Raw genomic sequence first — 23648 nt, forward strand, 5'->3', positions numbered from 1 at the left:
GGTTCTCAGCTCTCCAGAGCGGCGGGGGAGTCGTATTTTTTCAAAATTTCCATGAATTCCTCGCCGGTGATGGTTTCTTTTTCGAGAAGATAATGGGCCAGCTCATGCAGCGCGGGCAGATTCTCTTTGAGGATCGAGAATGCTTTTTCGTGCGCCTTTCCGATGAGAGTAATCACTTCTTCGTCGACCTGGCGGGCTGTGCCCTCGGAACAGGCCAGAGAGGTGTCTCCGCCCAGATATTTGTTGCTCTGCGTTTCCAGAGCGATCATGCCGAATTTTTCCGACATGCCCAGGCGGGTGACCATGGAACGAGCCAGCTTTGTGGCTTGCTCGATATCGTTGGAATCGCCGGAGGTACAGGTGCCGAAGATCAGTTCCTCAGCAGAACGGCCGCCGGTCAAAGTGGCGATCTTGTTGAAGATTTCTTCGCGGCTCATCAGGACGCTTTCATCCTCAGCCACCTGCATGGTATAGCCGAGCGCTCCGGAGGTGCGGGGGACAATAGTGATTTTGTGTACGGGAGCGGAATCCGTTTGCTTGGCCGCAACCAGTGCATGACCGATCTCATGGTAAGCGACAATTTGCTTTTCCTTGGGAGCAATCACAGCGCTTTTTCTCTGGTAACCGGCCAGAATGACCTCCACGCTTTCCTCCAGATCCTCCTGCGTTATGGCGAAGCGTCCCAGACGCACAGCTCGCAGAGCGGCTTCGTTGATGATATTGGCCAGCTCCGCACCGGATGCACCGGCCGTGGCGCGTGCAATGGCGGAAAAGTCGATGTCAGGCCCAAGCTTGACATCCTGCGCATGGACGCGGAGGATGGATTCGCGGCCCTGCAAATCGGGAAGCTCCACCGGGATGCGGCGGTCAAAGCGGCCGGGGCGCAAAAGCGCTTTGTCAAGCGTTTCGGGGCGGTTGGTAGCGGCGAGAATGACAACGCCTTTCTTGCCGTCAAAGCCGTCCATTTCCGTCAGAAGCTGGTTCAGCGTCTGTTCACGCTCGTCGTTTCCAGTCAGACCGGCACTGTCACGTTTCTTGCCGATAGTGTCAATCTCATCGATAAAAACGATACACGGGGCTTTTTCCTGCGCCTGCTTGAACAGATCACGTACTTTGGCGGCGCCCATGCCGACAAACATTTCCACGAACTCTGAACCGGAAATGGAGAAAAACGGAACGTTCGCTTCTCCGGCCACAGCCTTGGCCAGCAGTGTTTTACCGGTGCCGGGAGGGCCGACAAGCAGTGCGCCCTTGGGCATGGTTGCGCCGATAGATTCATATTTTTGGGGATCGTGCAGGAAATCGACAATTTCCTTGAGCGCTTCCTTTGCTTCATCTTCACCGGCCACATCCGCAAAGGTTTTTCCTGTCTGCGCGGCGACATAGATTTTCGCGTTGCTTTTGCCGAAGGACATAGCGTTTGGACCGCCCATTTTTTTCTGCATGTTGCGCACCAGCAGATAACCGACTCCCCAGAGAAGCGCCGTCGGGAGGATCAGGCCGACCAAAAGAGATAACCATGGGGATTCTTCCCTGGGAACCACTTTCGTAAATTGCACACCGGCCTGAGTCAGGCGATCGACCAGCTCCGGATCGTCCCATGCGCCCGTTACATAGATGAACGGATCGTTTTCATTGGTAGAATTGAACGCGATTACGTCTCCATCCTTTTCCACCTGCTTGACCTCACCGTTTTCCAGCATGGTGAGGAAGGTGCTGTAATCCACCTCTTTGGTTTTCATTCTGCTGAGCTGGGGCATCAGGATTGTGTTCAGCACCGCCATAACAGCCAGGACAATCACACAATACCAGATCAGGGATTTTCGGGGGTTCTTTTTTTGTTCTACCATAGCGGATACCTCCAGTTTGTAAGAGAAGCGTTTTTTCTGTGTACGCTTCGGAACACCTGAATCTTGAGACTATTATAGAGCCGGAACAAAAGAAATGCGTGAATAAAAAGTTAACTTTTGTTTACAATAAATTTTTATTTATTGTTCACGTTTCGTTTCTTGACAGGAGAGAGGTGCTCCCGTATAATGAACACCAGAAACAGAAAGGGGGTGGCGCTGTGGACGAGTGCAGAAAGGAGCTGGCGAGGGAAACGCTTCGCCTTCTGCCGCTTTTGTTCCGCCGCCTGTTTCAGACAAGCAGAAGAACCGCACTTCCGGATCTGCCGCCCACGCAGCTGCAAACGCTGATGCTGCTGGAACGTGCAAAAGGGCAGGCGAATATGACATGGCTGGCGGAAGAGCTCTGCATTTCACGCCAGCAGCTGACAAAGGTGGCAAATTGCCTTGAGGATCGGGGCTTTGTGCGGCGGGAGCAGAGCGCGGAGAACAGGCGCATGGTCTATCTGGTGCTGACAGATTCGGGGCGCCAGGCAATGCAAAGTGTTCTGTGCGAGGCTCTTTCCACCCTGGAGCATTCCTTGGAGTCCTATAGCGCCGAGGAGCTCCAAGTGCTGATTTGTGCTTCAAAAATCATGCAGCAGCATCTGGAAAATGACAGGAGGCAAGAAGGATGAATTTCTTTTCCAGGTTTCAATATTGGTTACAGCGTTTCTTTTATGGGCGATACGGAGGAGATCAGCTGAACTGGGCTCTTCTGATTTTGTATTTGCTCTTGTGGCTTCTGGGCGTGGTGACACGGATTGTGGTGTTCCCTATTTTGTCCTGGCTTCTGTTCTTTTTGGTGCTCTTTCGCATGTTGTCCCGCAATACCGCGAAACGGTGGGCGGAAAATCAGAAATTTCTCAGAGTCTGGAATAAGGTCAAGGGCTTTTTCACTACCAGGGCCGCACAATGGCGTGATAAGGATCATCGGTATTATAAATGCCCCAAATGCAAAAATAAATTGCGCGTCCCGCGCGGCAAAGGAAAAATCCAGATTACCTGCCCGGTTTGCCGGACAGAATTTATCCGGAAAACATAACCGTCTGGCGGATAGAAAAAAGCAATCCTTCGGCTTTCGAAGAAGCCGAAGAATTGCTTTTTTAAATAACATGGATTATTCTTCTGTTTTTTCTTCTTCCTCATTGGCATCCGGAACAATGTACAGGTGGGGAGCTTCCTTTTTTTCCGTGGGGGATGCGGGGGCAGCGTCCGAAGCCTTTGGCATCTCTTCCTGCAGCGGTTCAGCCGGAATCTCCGATTCCGGAACATGCGGCTCCGTTTTGGGAGCCTCGGCAGGGGCGTCGCCTTCCTTCGGCTTGCGCACCGCGTAGGTAGAAAGCTGTTCGGTTTCACGGTTGTAATGGAACAGCAGAGGTGTCAGAGGATGGGTGCGGTGCTCGGGATCCTTGAGCATCCCGACGCAGGCAGTGGCCAGCTTGGGAAGCAGCTCCTCCTGTTTTTTCTCCGGTATAAACAGCAGGGCTTCCCGCACGGGCATAGCTATGATCAAATTATCGTCCAGCCGTTTTGCCAAATCCTTCCACAAGTTTTTGACCAGGATGTAGGAGGTGACATGGTTGGGATTTCCCACCAAAATGTATCCGCCGAAGGTAGTTGCCCGCACTTCAAAGCGCACGTTCTGCACCAGGTTGCGAATGGAAATGTTCAGCAGCTCCAGCAGGCTGACGGATTCGGGAACCGCTGTTTTTTGCAGGACGCGGAACGAGGTTCCGGTATCCTCCACAAAGAAAATCCGGGTTGCGGCATGGAAGGGGATGCAGGGGAGAGGAATGTCGATGGTGCGTCCCGCTGTTTCAAAGCGAAGGAAGGGAGGGGTATTGGCGGGGCGGAGGAACGGATAAATGCGCGGTTTGAGCTCCTCAAATTTTTGAAGCTGCTTTCCTTCCGGGGAATCCGGATCGGGGGCTCCGTTGCTGCTGGTCTCGGGGGCAAGGATGGATTCGCTGCGCTTCGGCTCGGTGGAGCCTCCTTTTTTCTTTTTCTTCTTATTAAACTTGGAAAAAAGTCCCATGGAAATCTTCCTTTTCCTGTAAAGTAGTAGTGTTTATCGCCCCTCTCCAAGGGCTGGCCGTCAAGCCGGAAAATTTGTTATTCCTTTTTTTCACCAGCCTGCTGTGCAAGGCGGCAGGCTGCCACCGCATCCTCCAAGGTATCGCAGGTAACAAGAAATCTGCCCTTATGGCAGAAGCGGATGGTGGAAAGCCCTGTGAGTTCCTGGAGCGCCGCAGCGTCCCTTCCGGCCCACGCGGCGGGAAAATCAACGGGCGCTTCGCCGTCTTCTCCGCTGGGAACCACCTGTGCGCCGAAACCGCCGCGCTGAGAGGGGTAAATGACAAACTGCGCGTCGGAATGGGCGAGCACATATTTCCATGGGCAGTAGCAGTCGAGCACTACCACGCCATCCTGCATATTGGCGAGGGCCTCGCGCACACGAGCCGAAGCGCGGCACACAGCCCAGATATCCTCCAGCTTTCTTTTCAGAACGCCACAGGCAAACTCCACAGCTTCGAAATACCGCTCATCGGCGGAAGCGTCGGAATCCCAGGCCGGATTAAAGGTTCCTACAGCGGAAGCCAGCTCGCTTCCGCAGCCGGTGTTGTCGTCAAGATCCAGCGGCTGGATGAATTTTTCGTCAAAGTGGGCTGCTTCCCGCGCCGCTTCCTCGGGGGAACAGCCGCGGCAAAGCAGCTGCTCGCCAAAGGCGCGCCACAGCAGGCCGAAGGCTGCATAGGGTACACCGTTTTCCCGCACAGGGGCGCCCTGCTGGTGATGGTCAAATTCTCCCCATCCGATGTCGAATACCAGCCCGTCGAAGCCTTCGGGAACCTGAAAGACGCGGGAAATGCCAATCCCCGGACGCAGCAGGCGCAGCAGAGCGCCGGAGAACACATCGTCCGCGTGAAATTTTCCCGCATGCGTCAGTGCGTATGGGGGAAGCTCATGTTGCTGCATATTGTTTCAATCATCCTTTTCTGTCTTGCGGGAAAAGAGCCGCTGCCGGTAATGGGCGGGGCTGATCCCGTATTTCTTTTTGAATATTTTGGAAAAATTATAAACATCGTCATAGCCCACCGACCGAGCTGTTTCCGTAACTGTGCAGGAGCTGGTTTCCAAAAGCTCCGCCGCCCGGTTCAGGCGCACACGCACCAGAAATTCCTTCGGTGTGACGCCGGTTTCCCGGAGAAAAATCCGGCTGAGATAGCGCCGATCAATTCCCAGCATGGAGGCAATGGATTCGATCGAGATGGGCAGAGCGTAGTTGGCGCGGATATAATCGGAGGTACGCGCCACATAATCCCGCGGTGTGCGCGGGGAAGCGTCCTGTGAGCACAGAATACTGAACAGCCCGTACAGCAGTGAGCACAGAGAAAGCTCTGTGGAGGGGCGCCGGTCCGGGATGGAGCGCAGCTCCTCAAAAAGGGAGGAGGCCTGCGGCACATCGCGCCAGCATACATCGTCTGTAAAACCGGAGGAACGAAGCAGGGAGGGGCACAGCGCCCCGTCAAAACCGATCCAGATGTATTCCCACGGCGTTTTTTCATCCGCCTGGTAAAACGTCAGCTCGCCGGGACGGATCAGAAACATGCATCCCCGATGCAGCGAGTAGGTCACACCGCCGCGCGCGAAGGTTCCGCATCCGCTCATAATGTAATGGATCAGATAGTATTCGCGTGAGGCGTAGCCATAGGAATGGCCCGGATCACAGCGCTCATCTCCGTAGGTAATGGGGTTCAGACCCGGAAAGCTTCGGTTGAGCACCGAACGCTCCACCGCCATCTGGATTTCCTCCTTTCTGCGTGAAAATCAGGCAAAAGCGTACCGGACCGGAAAATCGATCCTTTCAGGGACGCTTTAGTTACATAATACCATGAAAGGATTCCTTTATGCAATTCTTTTTTTCAAACTTCCATGGTATGATTGCCTATAGAAAGGGAGGAATTCCCGAAAAAAATTAGGAGGATTTGTGAGATGAAAATTACGTTTATGGGAGCAGGCAGCACGGTTTTTGCCAAGAATGTGCTGGGAGATTCCATGCTCTGCGACGTTCTCTCGGAGAGCGAGATCTGCCTTTATGACATTGACGGCGCGCGTCTGAAAGAATCCTGCATGATGCTTGACAATATCAACCGCAACAGCAATGGCGGCAAAGCCACGATCAAGACCTTCCTTGGTGTGGAGAACCGCAAGGAGGCGCTGCGCGGCGCGGATTTCGTGATCAACGCCATTCAGGTCGGCGGCTATGAGCCGTGCACCGTGATTGATTTTGAGATTCCGAAAAAGTATGGCCTGCGTCAGACCATCGCGGATACCCTGGGCATCGGCGGCATCATGCGCGCTCTCCGCACCATCCCGGTGATGGAGGACTTCGCCCGCGATATGGAGGAGGTTTGCCCCGACGCATGGTTCCTCAACTACACCAACCCGATGGCAATGCTCAGCGGCTTCATGCAGCGCTACACCGGCATTAAGACGGTCGGTTTGTGCCACAGCGTGCAGACCTGCTCGCAGAACCTGCTGGAAGCATTGGACATGAAGGATAAGCTGGAAGGCCGCCGCGAACTGATTGCCGGTATCAACCATATGGCCTGGCTGCTGGAAATTTATGATAAGGACGGCAACGATCTTTATCCGGAGATCCGCCGCCGTGCTCTGCACAAAAACGATACGGAAAAACATAACGACATGGTGCGCTATGAATACATCCGCCGCCTGGGCTACTACTGCACCGAGTCGAGCGAACACAACGCGGAGTATAACCCCTTCTTCATCAAGGCCAAATACCCGGAGCTGATTGATCGCTATCAGATCCCGCTGGACGAGTATCCGCGCCGCTGCGTCAAGCAGATCGACGATTGGAACAAGCGCCGCGATGAGCTGGTGCACAATACCGCTTTGACGCACGAGAGAAGCCGCGAGTATGCTTCCTATATCATGGAGGCAATCGTGACGAACAAGCCGTATAAGATTGGCGGCAACGTCCTGAACACCGGCCTGATTGATAACCTGCCCGCGGATGCCTGCGTGGAGGTTCCCTGCCTGGTGGACGGCAGCGGTGTGACGCCGTGCCATGTGGGACGTCTGCCCGTACAGTTGGCCGCCATGAATATGACGAACATCAATGTGCAGCTTCTGACCATTGAAGCGGCGGTGACAAAGAAGCGCGACCTCATCTACAACGCTGCTATGCTTGAGCCGCATACAGCCGCAGAGCTGTCCATCGACGACATCGTGAAGATGGTCGATGAGCTGATTGAGGCTCATGGCGATTATCTGCCCGCCTACCACTGAGATCAGGGCAGAGGAGCCGAATAAAAAACGGAAAACAGGGCTGTCTGAAGAATTTTTCTTCAGACAGCCCTGCTGCTTTGTTTGTATGTAGAGGGGTTACAGCTTTTTGAGCATATGGATATGCGGCACCGATTCCTCATACACCATATCGCCATAGGCAGCATAGCCAAGAGATTCATAGAATCCCTGTGCGCGGACCTGCGCGCACAGCCCTACCTCCCGTGCGCCAAGGGTTCGGGCCTTTTCTTCGAGCGCTTCCATGATTTGCGCGCCAAGGTGTGAGCCGCGGTATTCGCGCTGTACCGCGATACGCCCGATTGTGAAGCGGCTTTCCCGGGACTCGTCGGGGAACACCCGTCCCGTGGCAAGAGGAAGGCCGTTCTCCCAGAGGACAGCGTGCCAGGCGGCAGGATCCACCGCGTCAAACTCCAAAGCTTCCGCGAACCCCTGTTCCTGCACAAAGACAGCCAGACGAACCTGTCTGCCACCGTTGGGAAGCCCCCGTGTCAGCGTGATTTCCATTTGGAACCCTCCTTAAACCACCTGGAACAGATAGAATTTCAAATAATTGGTCTCCGGTACATTCCAGAGAATGGGATGATCGGGCGATTGCTGCCGTGCCTCTATCTGGCGAAGGGAACGGCCCGCGTCGGACGCGGCATGCCGGAGCATTTTACAGAACAGCTCCTCCGTCATGAAGTGGGAGCAGGAGCAGGTGGCCAGATAACCGCCGCGCGGGAGAATCTGCATCGCACGCCGGTTGATTTCGTGGTAGCCGCACTCCGCGCTGTGTACGGTCCCATGGGACTTGGTAAAAGCGGGCGGATCCAGAATGATGTAATCGTACTCCCGGTTTTTTGCGTCCCCCATGGCGGTCAGAAGCTCAAACACATTGGCTTCCCGAAAGGACATGTTTCCCGTCAGATCGTTGCGTTCCGCGTTTTTTCTTGCCATGGCAAGAGCGTCGGCGGAAACGTCCACGGCGCAGACATGTTCGGCCCCCGCCTTTGCCGCGTTAAGGGCAAAGGCGCCGGTGTGGGTGAAGCAGTCAAGCACCCGCCGTCCGGGGGCGAGGCGTGCCGCCGCCTGACGGTTGTACTTCTGATCCAGGAAAAATCCTGTTTTCTGCCCGTTTACATAGTCCACCTCATACCGGATCCCATTTTCACAGATTTCGGTCACACCGGACAGATCCTTGGAAAGCCCTTCCATCTCAAAAAAGCCCTTGCCCTGTTCCATGCCTTCCAGTTCACGGATGCGCACATCGTTGCGCTCATAAAGGGCGTCAATGGTTTCCCCCTCCTCGCGCAGAATTTTGATCAGCAGGCGGAAAATCATTTCCTTGCGCTGCTCCATGCCAAGCGAAAGAGTTTGTGCGACGAGGATGCTGCCAAAGCGATCGACGGTCAGGCCGGGGAAGAAGTCTGCTTCCCCGAAAATCAGACGGCAGCAGGAAAAATCCGGCCCCATGACGGTGCGGCGGTAGTCGACGGCGTGGCGCAGACGGCGCTCAAAAAATGATTCGCTGAAATCGTCGTTGGTGTTGCGGGAGATCAGGCGCAGGCGGATTTTTGAGCGGCTGTTAAACAGGGCGGTGCCGAGCCAGCGGCCCTTCCGATTGAGGACGGTGGCCAAACAGCCGTCCTCTCCTTCACCTGAGAGGATTTCCGTATCATACACCCAGGGGTGGCCGAGACGGACGCTCCGTTCCGCCTTGTCCGATACGGTAAACCGGGGAAAACCTTGATCCATTCTGTATTCGATCCTTTCTGTCAGTTGCCTTTTATTTTTCTTCTTCCTGAATTCTGGTTTCGATTGCCTGGATAACCGTGTTCAGAGCTTTCAGGCGCGCGTAGCGCTTGTCCTTCGACTCCACAATATACCAGGGGGCAAACTCTGTGCTGGTTTTGCGCAGCATTTCGTTGACCGCTTTTTCATACTGCGGCCATTTTTCACGGTTGCGCCAATCCTCGTCCGTGATTTTCCAGCGCTTTTCCGGGGTGTTTTGACGTTCCTGGAAGCGCTCGAGCTGAGTGTCCGGATCGATGTGGATCCAGAACTTGATCACAATGGCGCCCCAGCGAACCAGCTCCCGTTCAAACTCGTTCATCTCGTAGTAAGCACGCTTCCAGTCCGCTTCGGAGCAAAGGCCCTCCAGACGCTCCACCATCACACGGCCATACCAGCTGCGGTCAAAAATGGCCACATGACCCGTCTTGGGCAGGCGGGTCCAAAAGCGCCAGAGATAGTGTCGGGAAAGCTCAAACGATTCCGGCGCGGCGATAGGATGCACCTCGGCGCCGCGTGGGTCGAGAGCGGAGGCCAGACGTTTGATGTTGCCGCCCTTTCCGGCTGCGTCCCAGCCCTCGTAAACGATAATAAGCGGAATTTTTTTGCGGTACAGCACATTGTGGAGCTCGCGCAATCGTTTCTGTGCGGATTTGAGCTGTGTGCGGTATTCTTCGTCTGAGCGTACCGTTTTATCCAGGCTGACTTTGGACAGCAGGGGCATCTGCACCAGCGGGAACTGCTCTGTTTTCGGCAGAGGGGAGGAGCCGGGACGGCGTTCCAGGGCATGCTCTATGGATTCCGTCACAATGCGGAATGCGGCAAGCTCCGCCTCCTTGCGGTTGGTAGCGTCGAGAATATGCCAGGGGGCCCAGGGGGCAGAGGTAGCCTCCAGATATTTGTCAAAACGCTTGAGATGCTTCTCGTAGTGCTTGTTCTGCTGCCAATCGTTCTTGGTTACGCGCCACTCGGTATTTTTGTCCTCATCCAGCGCTTCCAGACGCTTTTTCTGTTCCTCTTTGGAAATGTGCAGGAACAGCTTAATCACGAGATAGCCGTTTTCCACAAGCTGCCGCTCGAAAATACGGATACCATCCAGGCGTTCCGCCAGCTCCTTCTTTTTCAGTTCCTTGCTTTCTGCACTCCGCACGGTTTCTTCCATCCATCCGGAATCAAACAGGACAATTTTTCCGGCCTGTGGGATTTTGGTAAAGTAGTGCCAGAGGAAGGGCTTGCGGAGCTCCTCATCGGATGGAACGCTGCGGGTGCAGACGGTGTAAAAGCGGGGATCGAGATAGCGGATCAACCGGCCAATCAGGCTTCCCTTTCCGGAAGCGCCCCATCCTTCAATCAAAAGAATAACGGGAAGCTTTTTTTCCTTGAGCAGGAGCTGCTGTGCGGAGAGTTTTTCCCGAAAAGATTCGATGGCGGATTCTGCCGAGGGACGTTCAATTTCACGGCCCAGCGGGAATTCCTTCAACATGGTATCACACCTTTCTTTCAGTCCAACTGGTTTTCGTGTCGGATTTTATGAGGCATATCAATCATATTATATCATTTTTCAAAAAGGAATCTATCAAATTTGAAAAATTTTACAATCCTGTGAAGTTTTCGCCATTCTTTTTCGATAAGCCTGGGCGTAATCTCTTTCTTTTTTGTTCAAAGAAAGGGAAGTTATGCTATAATGATCAAACAGAAAATCACAGCGTGGCCGCTTGACGTCCAGACGCATACGCAACCCGGCGGCCGGAGGAAGCAGGGGCGTATTGGGAGAGGGGAAAGGCAATGGAAGATACAAAGCAGACAGTGGGGAGGTTTGCCCCCAGCCCCAGCGGAAGGATGCATCTGGGCAACGTGTTTTGTGCGCTGATGGCCTGGCTGGCGGCTCGATCGGAAGGAGGGCGTATGATTCTCCGGCAGGAGGATCTGGATCCGCAGCGCTGTCTCCGCGAAAATGCGGATATGCTGGAGCAGGATCTCATCTGGCTCGGTCTGGATTGGGACGAAGGCGGCAGCCGGGGAGGGCCGCATGGCCCCTATTATCAAAGCGAGCGTACCGCGATTTATGAGAAGGCGTTCCAAAAACTGCAAAAGCAGAGGTTGGTTTACCCCTGCTTTTGCAGCCGTGCGGAGCTTCATGCTGCCGAAGCTCCGCACCTTTCCGATGGACGTGTGATCTATGCGGGCCGCTGCCGGTCCTTGACGGAGCAGGAACGGCAGACGCTTGCAAAGAGCCGCAGGCCTGCCGCCCGCCTGATGGTTCCGGAGGAAACCATTTCTTTTCGTGACCGCTGCTGCGGCGTTTACCGGGAAAATCTGGCCCGCGAGTGCGGAGATTTCCTCGTGCGCCGCTCCGACGGCGTGTTCGCTTACCAGCTTGCGGTGGTGGTGGACGACGCTCAGATGGGCGTCACACAGGTGGTGCGGGGACGGGATCTGCTCGATTCCACGCCGCGCCAGCTTTATCTGTACAGACTGCTTCAGCTGCACGCGCCGGAGTTTGGGCATATCCCGCTTTTGCTGGCCCCGGATGGCAGGCGGCTTTCCAAGCGCGACGGCGCCCTGGATCTCGGCGCTCTCCGTAAGCGTTTTTCCTCGGGGGAAATCCTTGGGTTCCTTGCCTGTATCGCGGGGCTCACGGATCGTGCGGAACCGGTTTCCGCCCGGGAGCTGATCCCGCTGTTTGCATGGAATAAGCTGCCCCGTGAGGATATCCGTCTCCCGGCCTGGCTGTGGGATTAAGGCCGGTAATCCCGGCAGGCCTCTGCATAGGCGAGGATGTTTTCCCATGGTACTTCGGGTTCCAGCAGGTGCGTGGGGGCGGGCAGAAGCCCTCCGAAGGTTTTGGCGATTTCCATATGCTCGAATACCTTGGCCCGCACCTCGTCCGGTGTTCCGAAGGGCATGGTGGTCTGTGTGCCAATGGTTCCATGGAAGCTGACAGAGCCGCCAAACTCCTGCAGTACCGGCTGAATTATTCCAAACAGCTGCTTCTCGATTCCGGCCAAAGCATCCAGGAGATCGCGGCTGCCTGCCGGTTTGCGGATGCGTTTGCCTTTTCCAAGGCGTTCCGGCGGTATTATGGGCTGTCTCCTTCTCAGTTTCGGAAGAATTTTTCCCATTTTGTCTGAACAGAAGGAACTGTTTATCCCTCCGCCGCCAGACGCTCCGCAATGGCTTTGCCGGTAGGGGTGCCGGCAAGACCGCCTTCGCCCGTCTCGCGCAGGGAATCGTCCATTTCCGTGCCGACGCGGGCCATCGCGTCAATCACCTCATCCGCCGGGATGCGGCACTCTACACCGGAAAGCGCCATATCCGCGCAGCTCAGCGCGTTGACAGCTCCCACCACGTTCCGGTGGACACAGGGGACCTCCACCAGCCCGGCCACAGGATCGCACACCAGCCCCATCAGGTTGGACAGCGCCATGGCGCAGGCGTGGGCGCACATGGCGGGAGTACCGCCGCGGATCTGTACGAGCGCTGCGGCTGCCATAGCCGAAGCGGAGCCGATCTCCGCCTGACAGCCTCCCTCCGCGCCGGAAATGGAGGCGCGTGTCGCAATGACTTCCCCGAACCCCGCCGCCACATAGAGAGCGTGCAGGATTTCCTCCTCGCTTTCCCCGCTCCGCAGCAAGGGAAGCAGGACGGCGGGAAGGACGCCGCAGGAACCGGCGGTCGGAGCTGCTACAATACGCTTCATGCAGGCGTTGCACTCGCTGATCCGCAGCGCCTGTGCGATTACCTCCTGGAAAAAGCGGCCGCCGTAAAGCCTGCCGCTTTCCATGGCAGATTGCACCTTGGCACTGTCTCCGCCGGACACGCCGCTGCGGGAGCGTTCCTCCGGCCGGTATGCATCGCCGGATTCCTTCATAGCTTCCCACAGACGCGTCATTTGTTTCAGGGAGTCCTCCCGTGTGGACTGGCCCTCTGCCAGATCCTCCTGCAAAATAACCTCCCAGAGCGGAAGGCCGCTTTCCTCTGTCTGGCTCAGCAGAGCGGCAATGGAATCGATCGCCATAATGCGTCTCCTTTCATACGTCGAGATTCAGCCGGGTTACGCGGGCCACACCATCCGCCTGTTCCAGCTCATGTGCCAGCTCCTCCGGAATGTATTGGTCGCACTCAATCACCATCACAGCGTAGCCTCCGGGGAAATTGCGGCAGAGCTGCATGGTGGCAATGTTCAGCCCAAAGCGCGCCAGCAAGGCTGTCACAACGGCGGCGCAGCCGGGCTTGTCCTCGTTGTGGACAATGAGTGTGTTGCTGCCGCCGGAGAAGCCCGTCTCGATTCCGTCCACGCGGCAGATCTGGATCCGTCCGCCGCCCAGGGAAGAGGCGACTACATCCAATCGTTCTCCCTTCGCGTTTTCTACGGAAAGGGCCGCTGTGTTGGGGTGGACATTTTTCAGCGTTCCTGTGGTGAAGGAGAAGGAAAGTCCTGCCTGCTCCGCGAGGGTAAAGCTGTCCGGGATCCGCGGATCGTCCGGATGCATTCCCAAAAGCCCCGCCACAATGGCACGGTCGGTGCCATGGCCCCGCCCTGTCTGTGCGAACGAGCCATGCAGCAGAATAGACGCGCGGGCAGGTTCTCCGCCCAGCATAGCGCGCGTCACCAGGCCGATTTTTACCGCGCCTGCGGTGTGGGAGCTGGAAGGCCCTGTCATGATGGGGCCAATCACATCAAACAGTCTCATACGGTGCCTCCTTTGTGCAATGCCTGAAATTGTGTTTCGAGCCAGGAAAGGGCTTTTTGGTAGCCCTCTTCGTCCAGCGGAAAGCTTTCCTCGGCGGCCAGTTCGCTTTTTTCCAGGCAAAGACGCCCCATCCAGACGGAGACGGTAATCGTCTCCTTGTTTTTGGCATTTAACCGGTAATTGAAACCGTCCATGCTGCCGCAGTAGATGTTGTAGTTCAAGGTGAAATAATCCGCCTTTGGGATTTCAAAGCGGTTTTCTTCCATGAGGATTCTCCTTTTGGCCGTTCCGTTGGATTTTATGCGCGCTGCTCCGTACCGCGAAGCTCTTTCAGCAGCGCTGGGATTTGTTCCGGGGAAACGTGTGGGATGAGAGTGCCATCGATCCGCAGGTTCGGTGCGGTGCCGCAGCTTTTGAGACAAATCTGCGTCTTGAGCAGAATGCTTCCATCCTGTGAAATGCCTTCATTTTCCACTCCGAGTTCGCGCCGCAGCGCTTCCAGCACAGCTCCGCCCTGCTTGCCAAGACAGCAGCGGCCGGTGCAGGCTGTGATAACGTGCCGGTATGCGGCTTCCCGCAGGCTTGGATAGCGCCGGACCAGCCCGGCGATCAGGCTTTGCGGCACACCGCAGGCGGCAGCGGCTTCGTGCTGGACGTCAGGGGGAACACAGCCGCAGACCTCCTGAATTTCACGCAGAAGTTCCACAAGGACGGTCTGATCCGTTTTATCGCGCCGTCCGGCATAATATTCCAGAATTTCCTGAATGGATTCCTGCATGCTATCCCTCCCTTTCTTTATGGAAAAAGTGTTCCCGGATCTCCTTTTCATGATACCGGGATCGTGGGGAAAAGGCAAGGAAAATCTCCGGAAGAGCAGAGAAAAAAGCAGAGAAACGCCGCGGCGTTTCTCTGCTTTTTGTGTGCCGCATCGGCGCGGCTTTATGCGTTCTTCTGGCTTTTGGCCGTTTTCTGGCTTTTGATGACCTTCAGGCGGGAGAACTCCTCGCGATCCTTTTCCTCCAAAGCGTCGGTGATAAATTTCACCGTCTCCTCAAAGCGCGGGATCATAATGTTTTTCAGTGCATTTGCCCGCTTCTGCGTCTTTTTGATCGCGTCCGCCAGGCGGTACACGCTGTTTTCCACCTCGGCCAGCTCAGCCGTCAGCCGCTTGACCTCGTTGAAGCGTTCGTAGGCGCGGTCCATCATCGAGTTGGTGCTGGACAGGCCGTAGGGGATGGGATCGTTGTGTTCCGTGAGGGAAACCATGGGGATCTCCACGCCCATGACGCTGCGGAAGGCGACGTTCAGACCATTTTCCACCGGTACCGTGCGCGAGACTTCGTAGCAGATGCCCGAGGCAATGTTGGCCATCTGAAGAGCCTTGTAAGCCTGCGCGTAGGTTGTGTCAATCTTATCCTGTATACTGGCGGCGCGGTCGATCAGGGCCATCATCTCGCGGATCAGGATATTGCGCTTCCGATCCAGAAGCTCAAAGCCTGTGCGCGACAGTTCAAGCGATTTCTTCGTCGCCAGAAGGTTGCCTTTTGTGGGGACCGTCTGGACCGCCATGGCTTACGCCTCCTTCTGTTCCGGATGGTAATACTGGTCGAGCAGTTTGTCGTCCACACGATCCAGCTCCTCGCGCGGCAGCGTGGAGAGCAGCTGCCAGCCGAGATCCAGGCTTTCCCCGATGGAACGGTTTTCGTTGGCTCCCTGGCTGACAAAATGCTGCTCAAAGAGCTTGCCGAACTCAATGTATTTCTTATCCGTGGGAGAAAGCTCCTCCTCGCCGATAACGGAAGCCAGCGAACGGGCGTCCATCACCTTCGCGTAGGAAGCAAAGAGCTGGTTGGAGAGGGCGGAGTGGTCGGCGCGGGTATAACCCTCGCCGATGCCGTCCTTCATCAGACGGGACAGGGACGGCAGGATCGAGACGGGCGGATAGGTACCGGAATTATCCAGCGTACGGTCGAGCACGATCTGTCCCTCGGTGATGTAGCCTGTCAGATCGGGTACCGGGTGCGTTACGTCGTCGTTCGGCATCGTCAGGATCGGGATCTGCGTCACAGAGCCGCTCTTGCCGCGCACCATACCGGCGCGCTCATACAGGGAAGCCAGATCGGAATACAGGTAGCCCGGGAACCCCTTTCTGCCGGGGATCTCGCCCTTACTGGAGCTGAACTCACGCAGAGCCTCGGCGTAGGAGGTCATATCCGTCATGATGACGAGCACATGCATGCCCTGCTCGAAGGCAAGGTACTCGGCGGCGGTCAGCGCGCAGCGGGGCGTCAGGATACGCTCGATGATCGGGTCGTTCGAGAGGTTGAGGAACATGACAACCTTTTGCAGAACGCCGGATTCGTCAAACGAACGGCGGAAATATTCGGCCACATCGTTCTTCGCGCCCATGGCGGCGAACACGATGCAGAATTTTTCCTCACCCTCGTCGCTGATGCGTGCCTGCCGCGCGATCTGCACAGCCAGCTCATTGTGCTTCATGCCGGAGCCGGAGAAGATGGGCAGCTTCTGGCCGCGAATCAGCGTCATCAGCGTGTCGATGGTCGAAATACCGGTATTGATATAGTTTTTCGGATAGACACGGGAAACCGGGTTGATCGGGGTCCCGTTGATGTTGGCGCGCGCCACGGGGTAAATGTCGCCCAGACCGTCGATCGGCCGTCCCGCGCCGTCAAATACACGCCCGAGAAGCTCGGGGGAGAGGGCCAGCTCCATGGGGTGGCCCTTCAGGCGGGTGCGCGTGTTGTCCAGGGAGATGCCGCGCGTGCCCTCAAACACCTGGATGACCACACGGCTGCCTTCCATCTGAACCACACGGCCCTGGCGCAGCGTGCCATCCTCCAGGCGGATGTCCACGACCTCCTCAAAGGATGCGCCCTCCACATCGTCCAGAACGATCAGCGAGCCGTTGATTTCGCGCACGCCCAAATAATCGATCAGCATTGTTAATCGCCTCCTTGCCGCGTTACGACGTTACCAGTTCGGCCAGCAGCTTGTCAATCTCGGCGACATATTCGTCGAAGAGATCCAGCCGGTCGTTGGGGATGTCGTACTTCATCTTGACCAGCTTGTCAAACAGACCCGTCTCAAGAATATTCGAGATCGGAACGCTGGCAGAGACAAGCTGCCGGGCCTTGCGGTACAGATGAAGGATGACGCGCATCATCTGCTTCTGCTTTTCCATCGGCACAAAGGTATCGTCCTTGTGGAAAGCGTTCTGCTGGAGGAAGCCGACGCGGATGACGCGGGCCGTCTCGATGACAAGCTTCTGATCGTCCGGCAGGACGTCCGAGCCAATCAGCTTGACAATCTCCATCAGCTGGTTTTCTTCCTGAAGCAGACGGTTGATACGGCGGCGGTACTTCACGAAATCCTCTCCGAGGTTCTCGGTGTACCACGGATCCAGGTCAAGGAAATATTCGCTGTAGCTCTGGGTCCAGTTGATGGCGGGATAATGGCGGGCGTATGCCAGCGCCTTGTCCAGCGCCCAGAAGCAGCGGGTGAAGCGCTTGGTGTTCTGCGTGACAGGCTCGGAGAAGTCGGAGCCCTGCGGGGACACGGCGCCGATGATGGTAACGGAGCCGTCGGAGCCGTTGAGGTTGACGCTCATGCCGGCGCGCTCGTAGAACTCGGAAAGGCGGCTCGGCAGGTAGGCCGGGAAGCCTTCCTCGGCGGGCATCTCCTCCAGACGGCCGGAGATCTCACGCAGAGCTTCCGCCCAGCGGGAAGTGGAGTCCGCCATGATGGCAACATGGTAGCCCATATCGCGGTAGTATTCTGCCAGTGTAATGCCGGTGTAGATGGACGCCTCACGGGCGGCCACAGGCATGTTGCTTGTGTTGGCAATCAAAACGGTACGGTCCGTCATCGGACGGCCGGACTTCGGGTCGATCAGTTCGGAAAACTCGTCGAGCACCTGGCTCATCTCGTTGCCGCGTTCGCCGCAGCCGACGTAGATAATAATGTCAGCGTCGCACCATTTGGCGAGCTGGTGCTGGGTCATGGTTTTGCCCGTTCCGAAACCGCCGGGGATGGCGGCGGTGCCGCCCTTGGCGATGGGGAAGAGGGTGTCGATAACACGCTGGCCGGTGATGAGCGGCAGCGTCGTCTGCAAGCGCTGTTCCACCGGGCGGGGGGTGCGGATCGGCCAGTGCTGGCACAGCGTCAGTTCATGGAGCGCGCCCTTTTTGTCGCGCAGGACCGCCACCGTGTCGTTGACCTTGTATTTGCCGTTCGGCTGAACGGATTCAATCACACCGCTCAGAAGCGGGGGAATCATGCAGCGGTGCTCAATGATGGGAGTCTCCGGGCAAACGGCGTAAATGTCGCCGCCTTTGACCTCGTCGCCCTTTTTGATGCGAAGCGTCACGTCCCATTCGCGTTCTTCATTGAGAGCGGAGACGCTGCTGCCGCGCGAGATAAACGCGCCGCTTTGCTCCTCGATCGCCTTGAGCGGGCGCTCGATACCGTCAAAAATATTGTCCAGGATGCCGGGGCCCAGCGTGACGTTCATGGGGCTTCCGGTTCCGACCACGGGCTCGCCGGGGCGCAGGCCCGTCGTTTCCTCATACACCTGGATGGTGGTCAGCTCGCTTGTGATGCCGATGACCTCGCCCACCAGGCGCTCATTTCCCACGTAGACCATTTCCATCATAGAAAAGCTGTGGGACTCCTTTACGGTAACGACAGGGCCGTTAATCCCGTAAATTACGTTCATATCGTTCATTCGGATATCATCGCCTTCCTGAAAGGACTTCCCGGGAAGCGTCCCGGGCGCGGCGGGGAAGCCTCAATCCCCTCCGGACTTGCCGGCGGGCTCAGCCCACCGAGAGATGGGAGATCTCTTCAAACCATTCCCGCTGGTTTTCCAGCAGAGCGTCAAGCGTGGAGTCAAGCTCCAGATGCAGCGCGGCACTCTCTGCGCGCAGTCCGCCGAGGGTAATGGAATCGTCCTCGGTGAAGCTGCACGGTGCGCCGAATGCCTTCTGGATCGCCGGCTGGAACGCTTTGTCCGCGGCGCGCAGATAGAACACAATGTCCTCCGGCAGCTTGGCTCCGGCTGCGCGGCTGTCAAACGCTTTGCGAGCCTCGTCCGCGAAATGCTCCAACAGCTTGGGATAATGTTCGCTCTTTGTTTCCTCTCTGAGAATGGCGGAGGCTTTGTTGAAAACCTCCTGTGTGATGCGGTTGCGCTTTTCAAGGAGCGCGCGCCGTCCGGCCATCTCCCTCTGAGCCATTTCCCTGGAAATCCGGCCGCGCATGTCGGCCATTTCCTTTTGGATCAGGTGGTAGGACTCGACGAGAACCTCGTCCTCCGCCTCCTGCAGTTCTTTCTTTTTGAAATCCGCCACTTCCTCCTCGATCTTCTGGCGCTGTTCGAGCGCGTAATGATTGATCGCCTGATGGAACTTGGCGAGTTTTTCTTCATTGGCCATGTGGGAAACCCTCCCGTCTCCGCCGTGCGCGGCGGCTACTTAAATTTTTACTCCGATTGCCTCTCGCACATAGCGGGTAATGGAGTCCTTGGTGCGCCCGTTGCCGTGGCGATCCGGGATCTCCACGATGAGGGGGCGCTTCTGGTTCAGCTTCAAGTCGTAAACCAGATCGGGGCAAAGCTGGAGGAGGGTTTCCGTGATCAGGACCACAGCCACATCCTCCATCGCCATGGCGCTGCGAAGCGCGTGTTCAACTTCTTCGCGTTCATGCACCACAACCCCTTCGATCCCGGCAAGGCGCATGCCGACCTGGGCGTCCACGTTATCGCTGATGAGGTAAAATCGCATCGGCGCACCTGCTTTCCTGTAAATAATTAAGATTCTTAAAGGTTGGATTCAAGCTGAGACTCAGGCTCAGCACTTCATCCAAATCAGGATAGCGATCAAGAGGCCGTACAGGGCGATACCTTCGCCAAGAGCCACGAAAATCATCGCTTTACCAAAGGCCTTGGGATCCTCACTCGTCGCGCCGATAGCGGCGGGAGCAGCGGAAGCAACAGCGATACCGCCGCCAACGCCGGCAATACCAACGGCCAGAGCCGCCGCAACAAGACCCAGACCGTTCACAGTGCCGGTGTCGGCCGCAGTCTCCTGTGTCTCAGCGGTGGTGGCGGTGGGCTCGACATCACCTGCCGCGAAGGAATTCGCGGCAGGCAGGGCGAAGGAGAGTGCGCACACGGCGAGGAAGCTCAGAAGCTGGAGCGCAAAAGCGCGGCTCTTCTTGGTGCCGCGGCGGACGGAACGAACCGCCAGAACGGCGGAAGCAATCAGAAATACGGTCGGAATGGCAAGAAACAGAGCAGTCATGTTGTGATACCTCCAAACAATGCAGTATTAGTGGATAGCGGCAAACGCCGCCGGTATATGGGGAGCTTTTTGAGGAAAGGGCCCTTTTCCCAAAAAGCAGCTCAACGCTTTTGTCCAACGACAATCGGACGGAACGGACGGCCGCCGCCTTCGAAGAAGCGGCTGAACATCTCGTAGAATTCGAGACGCATCACCTGGATGCCGACCAGAAGGCCCTCCATGCCCATCACCACGATGTTGCCGAGGACAACGATCAGCAGGTAGCCGATTCCTCCCGACATGTCCGCCAGGGTGAACACCATCGTCATCATTCCGGCGTGAACCAGAACAAACGCGCCGACGCGCAGGAAGGAGATGGTGTTGCTGGCGTAGCCAAGCAGGACTTCAAAGAGCTCAAAGAAATTCTCGGTGATATATCCGCCCCAGCTTTCCGGCTTCCAGTTGGGCCGGTGCTCCACCAGGCCGCCAAGTACTCCGGCGAACATGATGACGAGCAGCGGAAGGATAATCAGCAGGGCCACATAGAGCGGCGTGACAATCTGCCAGCCGAAGGCAAGCTGTCCGCCGAAACCGGCGACGATGCTGCCGTAAAAGACAAAGCCCGCGATGCCGTTCGGGCCGAACAGCGCGCTTTCATACCGCCTGCGCCGCAGGGAGCAGATGATATTGATGGCAATCGCTGTCAGAACCAATACAATGCCGATGCATACGGCGGCAAGAATAATCATGATGGTTGTGTCCGATTCCATAACTTCCACCGGCTTTTCCGAAAGGCCGAACAAAGCCTTGTACATGGGATCGAGCACATGCTCGTAACCAAAAACAGAGCCATATACCAGCCCGAAGAAGGCGGAGGAGAAGCCGCAGGGGATAAGGGCTTTGCCCAGCGCCATGCGCTTGAAGCGCCACATCAGCGCGCCCACAAGCGACACGCACAGGCCCTGGCCGACGTCTCCGAACATGATGCCGAACAGCAGCACATAGGTGATGGCGACAAACGGCGTGGGATCCAGTTCATCGTATTGCGGCAGGCCGAACATATCCACAAAGAACTCGAAGGGCCGAATCAGCTTCTTATTTTTGAGCTGCACGGGCGGAGAATGTTCCAGTTCGTTTTCCGCCTTGTCCAGCGTGTAGTCAACGCTGGTCAGTTTGTCCAGCTCCCGGCAGAAGCTTTCCTCCTTTTCGGCGGGAATCCAGCCGGTGAGGATAAAGTTATCATGATACCGCGCCGCATAGTGGCGGATGGAGAAATAAACGGATTGCTGGTTGAGGTAGGAGTATACCTTCTGGGCCTCCTTGCGCTCTTTTTTCCAGAGTGCGCCAATTTTTGCGTCTACCGCCTTGATTCGTTCGATCTCCTTCGCGCGTTCCTCGCGCAGGGCCTCCACAACGTGTTCCGGCGTGCTGTGCAGCTCGGCCAGACGCACGCGCTCAAAGTAGAGACTGGAGAAAATGCGGTCCACCTCGCTGACCATCTCAATCGGGGAGAAATAAACGCCCCAGTATTGAATGTCGTCCGAGGTGCAGGGGAAGAAGATCACATAAGGGTTCTGATGGTAATGGTTCAGCTTTTCATAGCTGTCCTTCGGCAGGCGGCCGAACCGTACCTTAATATAGCGGCATTCCCGGATGGAGTCCAGATCAAGATCCAGCCCTGTAAAATGGCTGGCCTCCTCCATCTCCCGTGTGCAGGACTGGATTCGGGCCTGCGCGTCGTTTCGCTCCTCTTGTAAATGCTGGAATTGTTCAGCCAGGGAAGAAACATATTCCTCAAGCTCATCCCGGTCATAGCTGACGTTGTCCAGCGCTTCGTTCGGCAGCAGCTCCAGCCGTATGCGGGAGCCGTTGAACGCGTCACAGAGACGCTGTAAGGGTTCCGCATACGGGTTTTCCTCCGTAATGGGGGAGAATTTCGCGGTGTCTGAGTAAAAGGAAAGTGAGTTGTCGGGATGGAAGCATGCGGATCGTCCGCACACAGCGGTCACGCTGTCAAGCTCCGTCATCCGCCCGATCATACTCACAACCTTAATTTTGAGGACGGCCAAACAAACACCTCCCTTCAAAAATCAACCACAGTGAGCATGCTTTTGATTTCATCCGGCGCGAGCTGGTAACGGATTCCCTCAACGATGGTGATGATGTCTCCGACCTCGATCTCCATCAGGAAAATGTAGCTCATAAGCACAACGCTCGGATGCGTGGAAAAACGGATATCCCGGCGGCAGATCCGGTACTTCGTCCGGTTCATCAGCTGTTCGACGTAGGCGTAGGAGCCCTGTGACTTGATGAACTGCATTCCGACGGGGGTTTTGCGTATAATGGAGGCAAGCTCCTCCTGGCTCTGCGCCTCCAGCAGGGCGTTCAGATGACGCTCGTGGAGCTGCCCGAAGGGCAGAAGCGCGCTGCGCACCACATCGATTCCCTCATTATGAATAAAGCGCAGGCGGGCGATGCGCAGATAATTCTGCAAATCAATGTAGGATTCAAACATCTGGCGAAGCTGGACTGCCGTCTCGCCGCGCGTATATTTGCGGATTACCTCGAACACCTGGCCGTACAGATACGTATACAGCGCGTTCTCAATTCCCGTATAGTTGAGCGGAACGCCCGGTGCGGGACGGAAGCTTTCCAGGGCCTTGCAGTACGGTGTGTGGGAAACCGCAAGGAGAAGGTCATCGTAACTGCGGATATGCGACAGAGCCGTGAGATCCAGATGGGTATGCGCCGTGAGATAAGCGGGCATCGCGAACAGGTATTCCTCCGGTACATCGCCCTCCAGAAGAACGAGACTGTGAAGGATTTGTTCGATCTCGCCGCGCGAAATCAGGTAATTGGCGAAATGCTCGCCGATCGTGACCTCATAGCGGCACAGAGCGGAGTTGTCCTCAAACAGCTTCTGGCGCAGCCGGATTTCCAGCTGTCCGCGGTGAATGTCGCTTTCGTTGATTCCGGCGAGAATGGAGCCGTAGGAGGTCTGGTTTTTCAGATAAGAAGCAACCTCGCTCACCGTCCGGCATTCCAGCAGCTCGCGGTAATTCGCGCGCGTCAGGCGGCGTCCGTACATAGCGCGCGCCTTGGCCAGAATCACATTGGAAGAATAAGTTGGAACCATAGCTGATACCGCCTTTCCGGGTGAATATCGGGCGCTTACGCCTGAAGAACCCGTTTTGCCAATTCCTGAGCCCAGCGGTCGGCGTTTTCAGCGTACTGTGCGTCAAGCTGCGCGGAAATTTCATTCTGTTTGGCCTGCACCAGCTTCCAGGCATTTTCAGCGGCTTCCCGCTCCTTCGGCTCGTTGAGCGCAATTCTCTCCCGCGCCCGCTTGAGGTAATCCTCCCGGATCTCCTCGCGCTTCGCCGCAACCTCTTTTTCCGAGTTGATTTTTTCCTGCTGGGCCGCTTCTGTGATTTCTCTGGCCCGGCGATCCATATCAACGATTTCTTTAACCATATTCTGCATGCTGCACGCACCTCCTCACAGGATTTTCTGGAAGCAGCAATCATTTTTTTCGTGGCTATTATAGACCTCAATTTTTTGTTTGGCAATATCGAATAAAATGAAATATATTGAAAACTCGCTGTGCAAAAATGGAGATATCACACAAAATTTTAAAATTATTTTTCTTTAAAAGAATGAAAGGC

General features: G+C 56.3%; 26 protein-coding genes. 4 read left to right on the plus strand and 22 right to left on the minus strand.

Annotation, left to right across the window (positions count from 1 at the left end):
• Nucleotides 1–5: 5 nt before the first annotated feature.
• Nucleotides 6–1850: an ATP-dependent zinc metalloprotease FtsH gene (gene ftsH / locus B5F35_RS06370; RefSeq protein ID WP_087239160.1), complete on the minus strand. Its 1845-nt coding sequence runs from the start codon at nucleotides 1848–1850 to the stop codon at nucleotides 6–8.
• A 218-nt stretch (nucleotides 1851–2068) separates the two neighbouring features.
• Here ftsH and B5F35_RS06375 point away from each other — a divergent pair, with 218 nt between their 5' ends.
• On the plus strand, nucleotides 2069–2524 hold the full coding sequence (locus B5F35_RS06375) for a MarR family transcriptional regulator (protein ID WP_140401161.1): 456 nt from the start codon (nucleotides 2069–2071) through the stop codon (nucleotides 2522–2524).
• Between the two features lie 26 nt (nucleotides 2525–2550).
• Here the strand turns inward: B5F35_RS06375 and B5F35_RS18990 are convergent, their stop codons facing one another.
• From B5F35_RS18990 to B5F35_RS06395, 4 genes are all read right to left on the minus strand, one after another.
• Nucleotides 2551–3003, minus strand: a complete 453-nt coding sequence (locus B5F35_RS18990) for a hypothetical protein (RefSeq protein ID WP_162611351.1) — start codon at nucleotides 3001–3003, stop codon at nucleotides 2551–2553.
• A gap of 3 nt (nucleotides 3004–3006) precedes the next feature.
• The gene (locus B5F35_RS06385; protein WP_087239166.1) at nucleotides 3007–3924 is read right to left on the minus strand and encodes a DUF1444 domain-containing protein; all 918 of its coding nucleotides are present in this window, start codon (nucleotides 3922–3924) and stop codon (nucleotides 3007–3009) included.
• A gap of 77 nt (nucleotides 3925–4001) precedes the next feature.
• On the minus strand, nucleotides 4002–4865 hold the full coding sequence (locus B5F35_RS06390) for an MYG1 family protein (RefSeq protein WP_087239168.1): 864 nt from the start codon (nucleotides 4863–4865) through the stop codon (nucleotides 4002–4004).
• A gap of 6 nt (nucleotides 4866–4871) precedes the next feature.
• Nucleotides 4872–5690, minus strand: a complete 819-nt coding sequence (locus B5F35_RS06395; protein ID WP_087239170.1) for an AraC family transcriptional regulator — start codon at nucleotides 5688–5690, stop codon at nucleotides 4872–4874.
• Between the two features lie 192 nt (nucleotides 5691–5882).
• On the opposite strand from B5F35_RS06395, the gene B5F35_RS06400 reads away from it, so the two are divergent.
• The gene (locus tag B5F35_RS06400) at nucleotides 5883–7202 is read left to right on the plus strand and encodes an alpha-glucosidase/alpha-galactosidase (RefSeq protein WP_087239172.1); all 1320 of its coding nucleotides are present in this window, start codon (nucleotides 5883–5885) and stop codon (nucleotides 7200–7202) included.
• A 96-nt stretch (nucleotides 7203–7298) separates the two neighbouring features.
• Here B5F35_RS06400 and B5F35_RS06405 read toward each other — a convergent pair whose 3' ends face one another.
• From B5F35_RS06405 to pap, 3 genes are read right to left on the minus strand one after another with little or no spacing between them, the layout of a single operon-like run.
• Nucleotides 7299–7724 (minus strand): GNAT family N-acetyltransferase, encoded by a 426-nt coding sequence (locus tag B5F35_RS06405; RefSeq protein ID WP_087239174.1) that lies wholly within the window; start codon nucleotides 7722–7724, stop codon nucleotides 7299–7301.
• Between the two features lie 12 nt (nucleotides 7725–7736).
• Complete coding sequence (locus tag B5F35_RS06410; protein ID WP_087239176.1) at nucleotides 7737–8954, minus strand: class I SAM-dependent rRNA methyltransferase; 1218 nt, start codon at nucleotides 8952–8954, stop codon at nucleotides 7737–7739.
• 31 nt (nucleotides 8955–8985) lie between these two features.
• Complete coding sequence (gene pap, locus B5F35_RS06415; protein WP_087239178.1) at nucleotides 8986–10473, minus strand: polyphosphate:AMP phosphotransferase; 1488 nt, start codon at nucleotides 10471–10473, stop codon at nucleotides 8986–8988.
• Between the two features lie 302 nt (nucleotides 10474–10775).
• On the opposite strand from pap, the gene gluQRS reads away from it, so the two are divergent.
• A complete protein-coding gene (gluQRS, locus tag B5F35_RS06420; protein ID WP_087239180.1) occupies nucleotides 10776–11732 on the plus strand; it encodes a tRNA glutamyl-Q(34) synthetase GluQRS in 957 nt (318 codons plus the stop codon).
• Here gluQRS and B5F35_RS18680 read toward each other — a convergent pair.
• Nucleotides 11729–11998, minus strand: a complete 270-nt coding sequence (locus B5F35_RS18680; protein ID WP_162611345.1) for a uroporphyrinogen decarboxylase/cobalamine-independent methonine synthase family protein — start codon at nucleotides 11996–11998, stop codon at nucleotides 11729–11731. The genes gluQRS and B5F35_RS18680 overlap by 4 nt on opposite strands.
• Between B5F35_RS18680 and B5F35_RS19585 the strand changes: the two genes are divergently transcribed.
• Nucleotides 11921–12121 carry a helix-turn-helix transcriptional regulator gene (locus tag B5F35_RS19585; protein WP_162611352.1) on the plus strand — a complete coding sequence of 67 codons (201 nt, stop codon included), beginning with the start codon at nucleotides 11921–11923 and terminating at the stop codon, nucleotides 12119–12121. The genes B5F35_RS18680 and B5F35_RS19585 overlap by 78 nt on opposite strands.
• Nucleotides 12122–12135: 14 nt before the next feature.
• Here the strand turns inward: B5F35_RS19585 and sdaAA are convergent, their stop codons facing one another.
• The 13 genes from sdaAA to B5F35_RS06490 form a co-directional block, all read right to left on the minus strand.
• Nucleotides 12136–13008 carry an L-serine ammonia-lyase, iron-sulfur-dependent, subunit alpha gene (gene sdaAA / locus B5F35_RS06430; RefSeq protein WP_087239184.1) on the minus strand — a complete coding sequence of 291 codons (873 nt, stop codon included), beginning with the start codon at nucleotides 13006–13008 and terminating at the stop codon, nucleotides 12136–12138.
• Nucleotides 13009–13021: 13 nt separating this feature from the next.
• Nucleotides 13022–13684 (minus strand): L-serine ammonia-lyase, iron-sulfur-dependent subunit beta, encoded by a 663-nt coding sequence (gene sdaAB, locus B5F35_RS06435; RefSeq protein ID WP_087239186.1) that lies wholly within the window; start codon nucleotides 13682–13684, stop codon nucleotides 13022–13024.
• Nucleotides 13681–13950, minus strand: a complete 270-nt coding sequence (locus B5F35_RS06440; RefSeq protein ID WP_087239190.1) for a hypothetical protein — start codon at nucleotides 13948–13950, stop codon at nucleotides 13681–13683. Before B5F35_RS06440 ends, sdaAB begins: the two co-directional genes overlap by 4 nt.
• A 32-nt stretch (nucleotides 13951–13982) precedes the next feature.
• Nucleotides 13983–14462: an NADH-quinone oxidoreductase subunit NuoE family protein gene (locus B5F35_RS06445; RefSeq protein WP_162611353.1), complete on the minus strand. Its 480-nt coding sequence runs from the start codon at nucleotides 14460–14462 to the stop codon at nucleotides 13983–13985.
• A gap of 161 nt (nucleotides 14463–14623) precedes the next feature.
• The gene (locus B5F35_RS06450; RefSeq protein WP_087239194.1) at nucleotides 14624–15253 is read right to left on the minus strand and encodes a V-type ATP synthase subunit D; all 630 of its coding nucleotides are present in this window, start codon (nucleotides 15251–15253) and stop codon (nucleotides 14624–14626) included.
• A 3-nt stretch (nucleotides 15254–15256) separates the two neighbouring features.
• Nucleotides 15257–16645 (minus strand): V-type ATP synthase subunit B, encoded by a 1389-nt coding sequence (locus tag B5F35_RS06455; protein ID WP_087239196.1) that lies wholly within the window; start codon nucleotides 16643–16645, stop codon nucleotides 15257–15259.
• Nucleotides 16646–16667: 22 nt separating this feature from the next.
• Entirely contained in the window at nucleotides 16668–18428 is a 1761-nt protein-coding gene (locus B5F35_RS06460) for a V-type ATP synthase subunit A (protein ID WP_087239198.1), read from the minus strand.
• A gap of 91 nt (nucleotides 18429–18519) precedes the next feature.
• Nucleotides 18520–19137, minus strand: a complete 618-nt coding sequence (locus B5F35_RS06465; RefSeq protein WP_087239200.1) for a V-type ATP synthase subunit E — start codon at nucleotides 19135–19137, stop codon at nucleotides 18520–18522.
• Between the two features lie 39 nt (nucleotides 19138–19176).
• A complete protein-coding gene (locus B5F35_RS06470; RefSeq protein ID WP_087239202.1) occupies nucleotides 19177–19485 on the minus strand; it encodes a V-type ATP synthase subunit F in 309 nt (102 codons plus the stop codon).
• Between the two features lie 66 nt (nucleotides 19486–19551).
• Nucleotides 19552–20004, minus strand: coding sequence for an ATP synthase subunit C (locus B5F35_RS06475; RefSeq protein WP_087239204.1), 453 nt, complete (start codon nucleotides 20002–20004; stop codon nucleotides 19552–19554).
• Between the two features lie 101 nt (nucleotides 20005–20105).
• Nucleotides 20106–22052: a V-type ATP synthase subunit I gene (locus B5F35_RS06480; protein WP_087239206.1), complete on the minus strand. Its 1947-nt coding sequence runs from the start codon at nucleotides 22050–22052 to the stop codon at nucleotides 20106–20108.
• Between the two features lie 14 nt (nucleotides 22053–22066).
• Nucleotides 22067–23119 carry a V0D/AC39 family V-type ATPase subunit gene (locus B5F35_RS06485; RefSeq protein WP_087239208.1) on the minus strand — a complete coding sequence of 351 codons (1053 nt, stop codon included), beginning with the start codon at nucleotides 23117–23119 and terminating at the stop codon, nucleotides 22067–22069.
• Between the two features lie 35 nt (nucleotides 23120–23154).
• The gene (locus B5F35_RS06490; RefSeq protein WP_087239211.1) at nucleotides 23155–23466 is read right to left on the minus strand and encodes a hypothetical protein; all 312 of its coding nucleotides are present in this window, start codon (nucleotides 23464–23466) and stop codon (nucleotides 23155–23157) included.
• Nucleotides 23467–23648 lie beyond the last annotated feature (182 nt).

It is taken from the genome of Anaeromassilibacillus sp. An200 (genome assembly GCF_002160025.1).
GTDB lineage: Bacteria > Bacillota > Clostridia > Oscillospirales > Acutalibacteraceae > Caccousia > Caccousia stercoris.

Bases quoted from the DNA above. Each gene is read 5' to 3' on its own strand.
- gluQRS (WP_087239180.1), top strand. From the start codon at position 10,776: ATGGAAGATACAAAGCAGACAGTGGGGAGGTTTGCCCCCAGCCCCAGC.
- B5F35_RS06395 (WP_087239170.1), bottom strand. From the start codon at position 5,690: ATGGCGGTGGAGCGTTCGGTGCTCAACCGAAGCTTTCCGGGTCTGAAC.
- sdaAB (WP_087239186.1), bottom strand. From the start codon at position 13,684: ATGAGACTGTTTGATGTGATTGGCCCCATCATGACAGGGCCTTCCAGC.
- pap (WP_087239178.1), bottom strand. From the start codon at position 10,473: ATGTTGAAGGAATTCCCGCTGGGCCGTGAAATTGAACGTCCCTCGGCA.
- B5F35_RS19585 (WP_162611352.1), top strand. From the start codon at position 11,921: ATGGAAGCTGACAGAGCCGCCAAACTCCTGCAGTACCGGCTGAATTAT.
- B5F35_RS06475 (WP_087239204.1), bottom strand. From the start codon at position 20,004: ATGACTGCTCTGTTTCTTGCCATTCCGACCGTATTTCTGATTGCTTCC.
- B5F35_RS06400 (WP_087239172.1), top strand. From the start codon at position 5,883: ATGAAAATTACGTTTATGGGAGCAGGCAGCACGGTTTTTGCCAAGAAT.
- B5F35_RS06460 (WP_087239198.1), bottom strand. From the start codon at position 18,428: ATGAACGATATGAACGTAATTTACGGGATTAACGGCCCTGTCGTTACC.
- B5F35_RS06410 (WP_087239176.1), bottom strand. From the start codon at position 8,954: ATGGATCAAGGTTTTCCCCGGTTTACCGTATCGGACAAGGCGGAACGG.
- sdaAA (WP_087239184.1), bottom strand. From the start codon at position 13,008: ATGGCGATCGATTCCATTGCCGCTCTGCTGAGCCAGACAGAGGAAAGC.
- B5F35_RS06390 (WP_087239168.1), bottom strand. From the start codon at position 4,865: ATGCAGCAACATGAGCTTCCCCCATACGCACTGACGCATGCGGGAAAA.
- B5F35_RS06455 (WP_087239196.1), bottom strand. From the start codon at position 16,645: ATGCTGATCGATTATTTGGGCGTGCGCGAAATCAACGGCTCGCTGATC.
- B5F35_RS06445 (WP_162611353.1), bottom strand. From the start codon at position 14,462: ATGCAGGAATCCATTCAGGAAATTCTGGAATATTATGCCGGACGGCGC.
- B5F35_RS06405 (WP_087239174.1), bottom strand. From the start codon at position 7,724: ATGGAAATCACGCTGACACGGGGGCTTCCCAACGGTGGCAGACAGGTT.
- ftsH (WP_087239160.1), bottom strand. From the start codon at position 1,850: ATGGTAGAACAAAAAAAGAACCCCCGAAAATCCCTGATCTGGTATTGT.
- B5F35_RS06440 (WP_087239190.1), bottom strand. From the start codon at position 13,950: ATGGAAGAAAACCGCTTTGAAATCCCAAAGGCGGATTATTTCACCTTG.
- B5F35_RS06470 (WP_087239202.1), bottom strand. From the start codon at position 19,485: ATGCGATTTTACCTCATCAGCGATAACGTGGACGCCCAGGTCGGCATG.
- B5F35_RS06490 (WP_087239211.1), bottom strand. From the start codon at position 23,466: ATGCAGAATATGGTTAAAGAAATCGTTGATATGGATCGCCGGGCCAGA.
- B5F35_RS06450 (WP_087239194.1), bottom strand. From the start codon at position 15,253: ATGGCGGTCCAGACGGTCCCCACAAAAGGCAACCTTCTGGCGACGAAG.
- B5F35_RS06385 (WP_087239166.1), bottom strand. From the start codon at position 3,924: ATGGGACTTTTTTCCAAGTTTAATAAGAAGAAAAAGAAAAAAGGAGGC.
- B5F35_RS18990 (WP_162611351.1), bottom strand. From the start codon at position 3,003: ATGTTATTTAAAAAAGCAATTCTTCGGCTTCTTCGAAAGCCGAAGGAT.
- B5F35_RS06485 (WP_087239208.1), bottom strand. From the start codon at position 23,119: ATGGTTCCAACTTATTCTTCCAATGTGATTCTGGCCAAGGCGCGCGCT.
- B5F35_RS06465 (WP_087239200.1), bottom strand. From the start codon at position 19,137: ATGGCCAATGAAGAAAAACTCGCCAAGTTCCATCAGGCGATCAATCAT.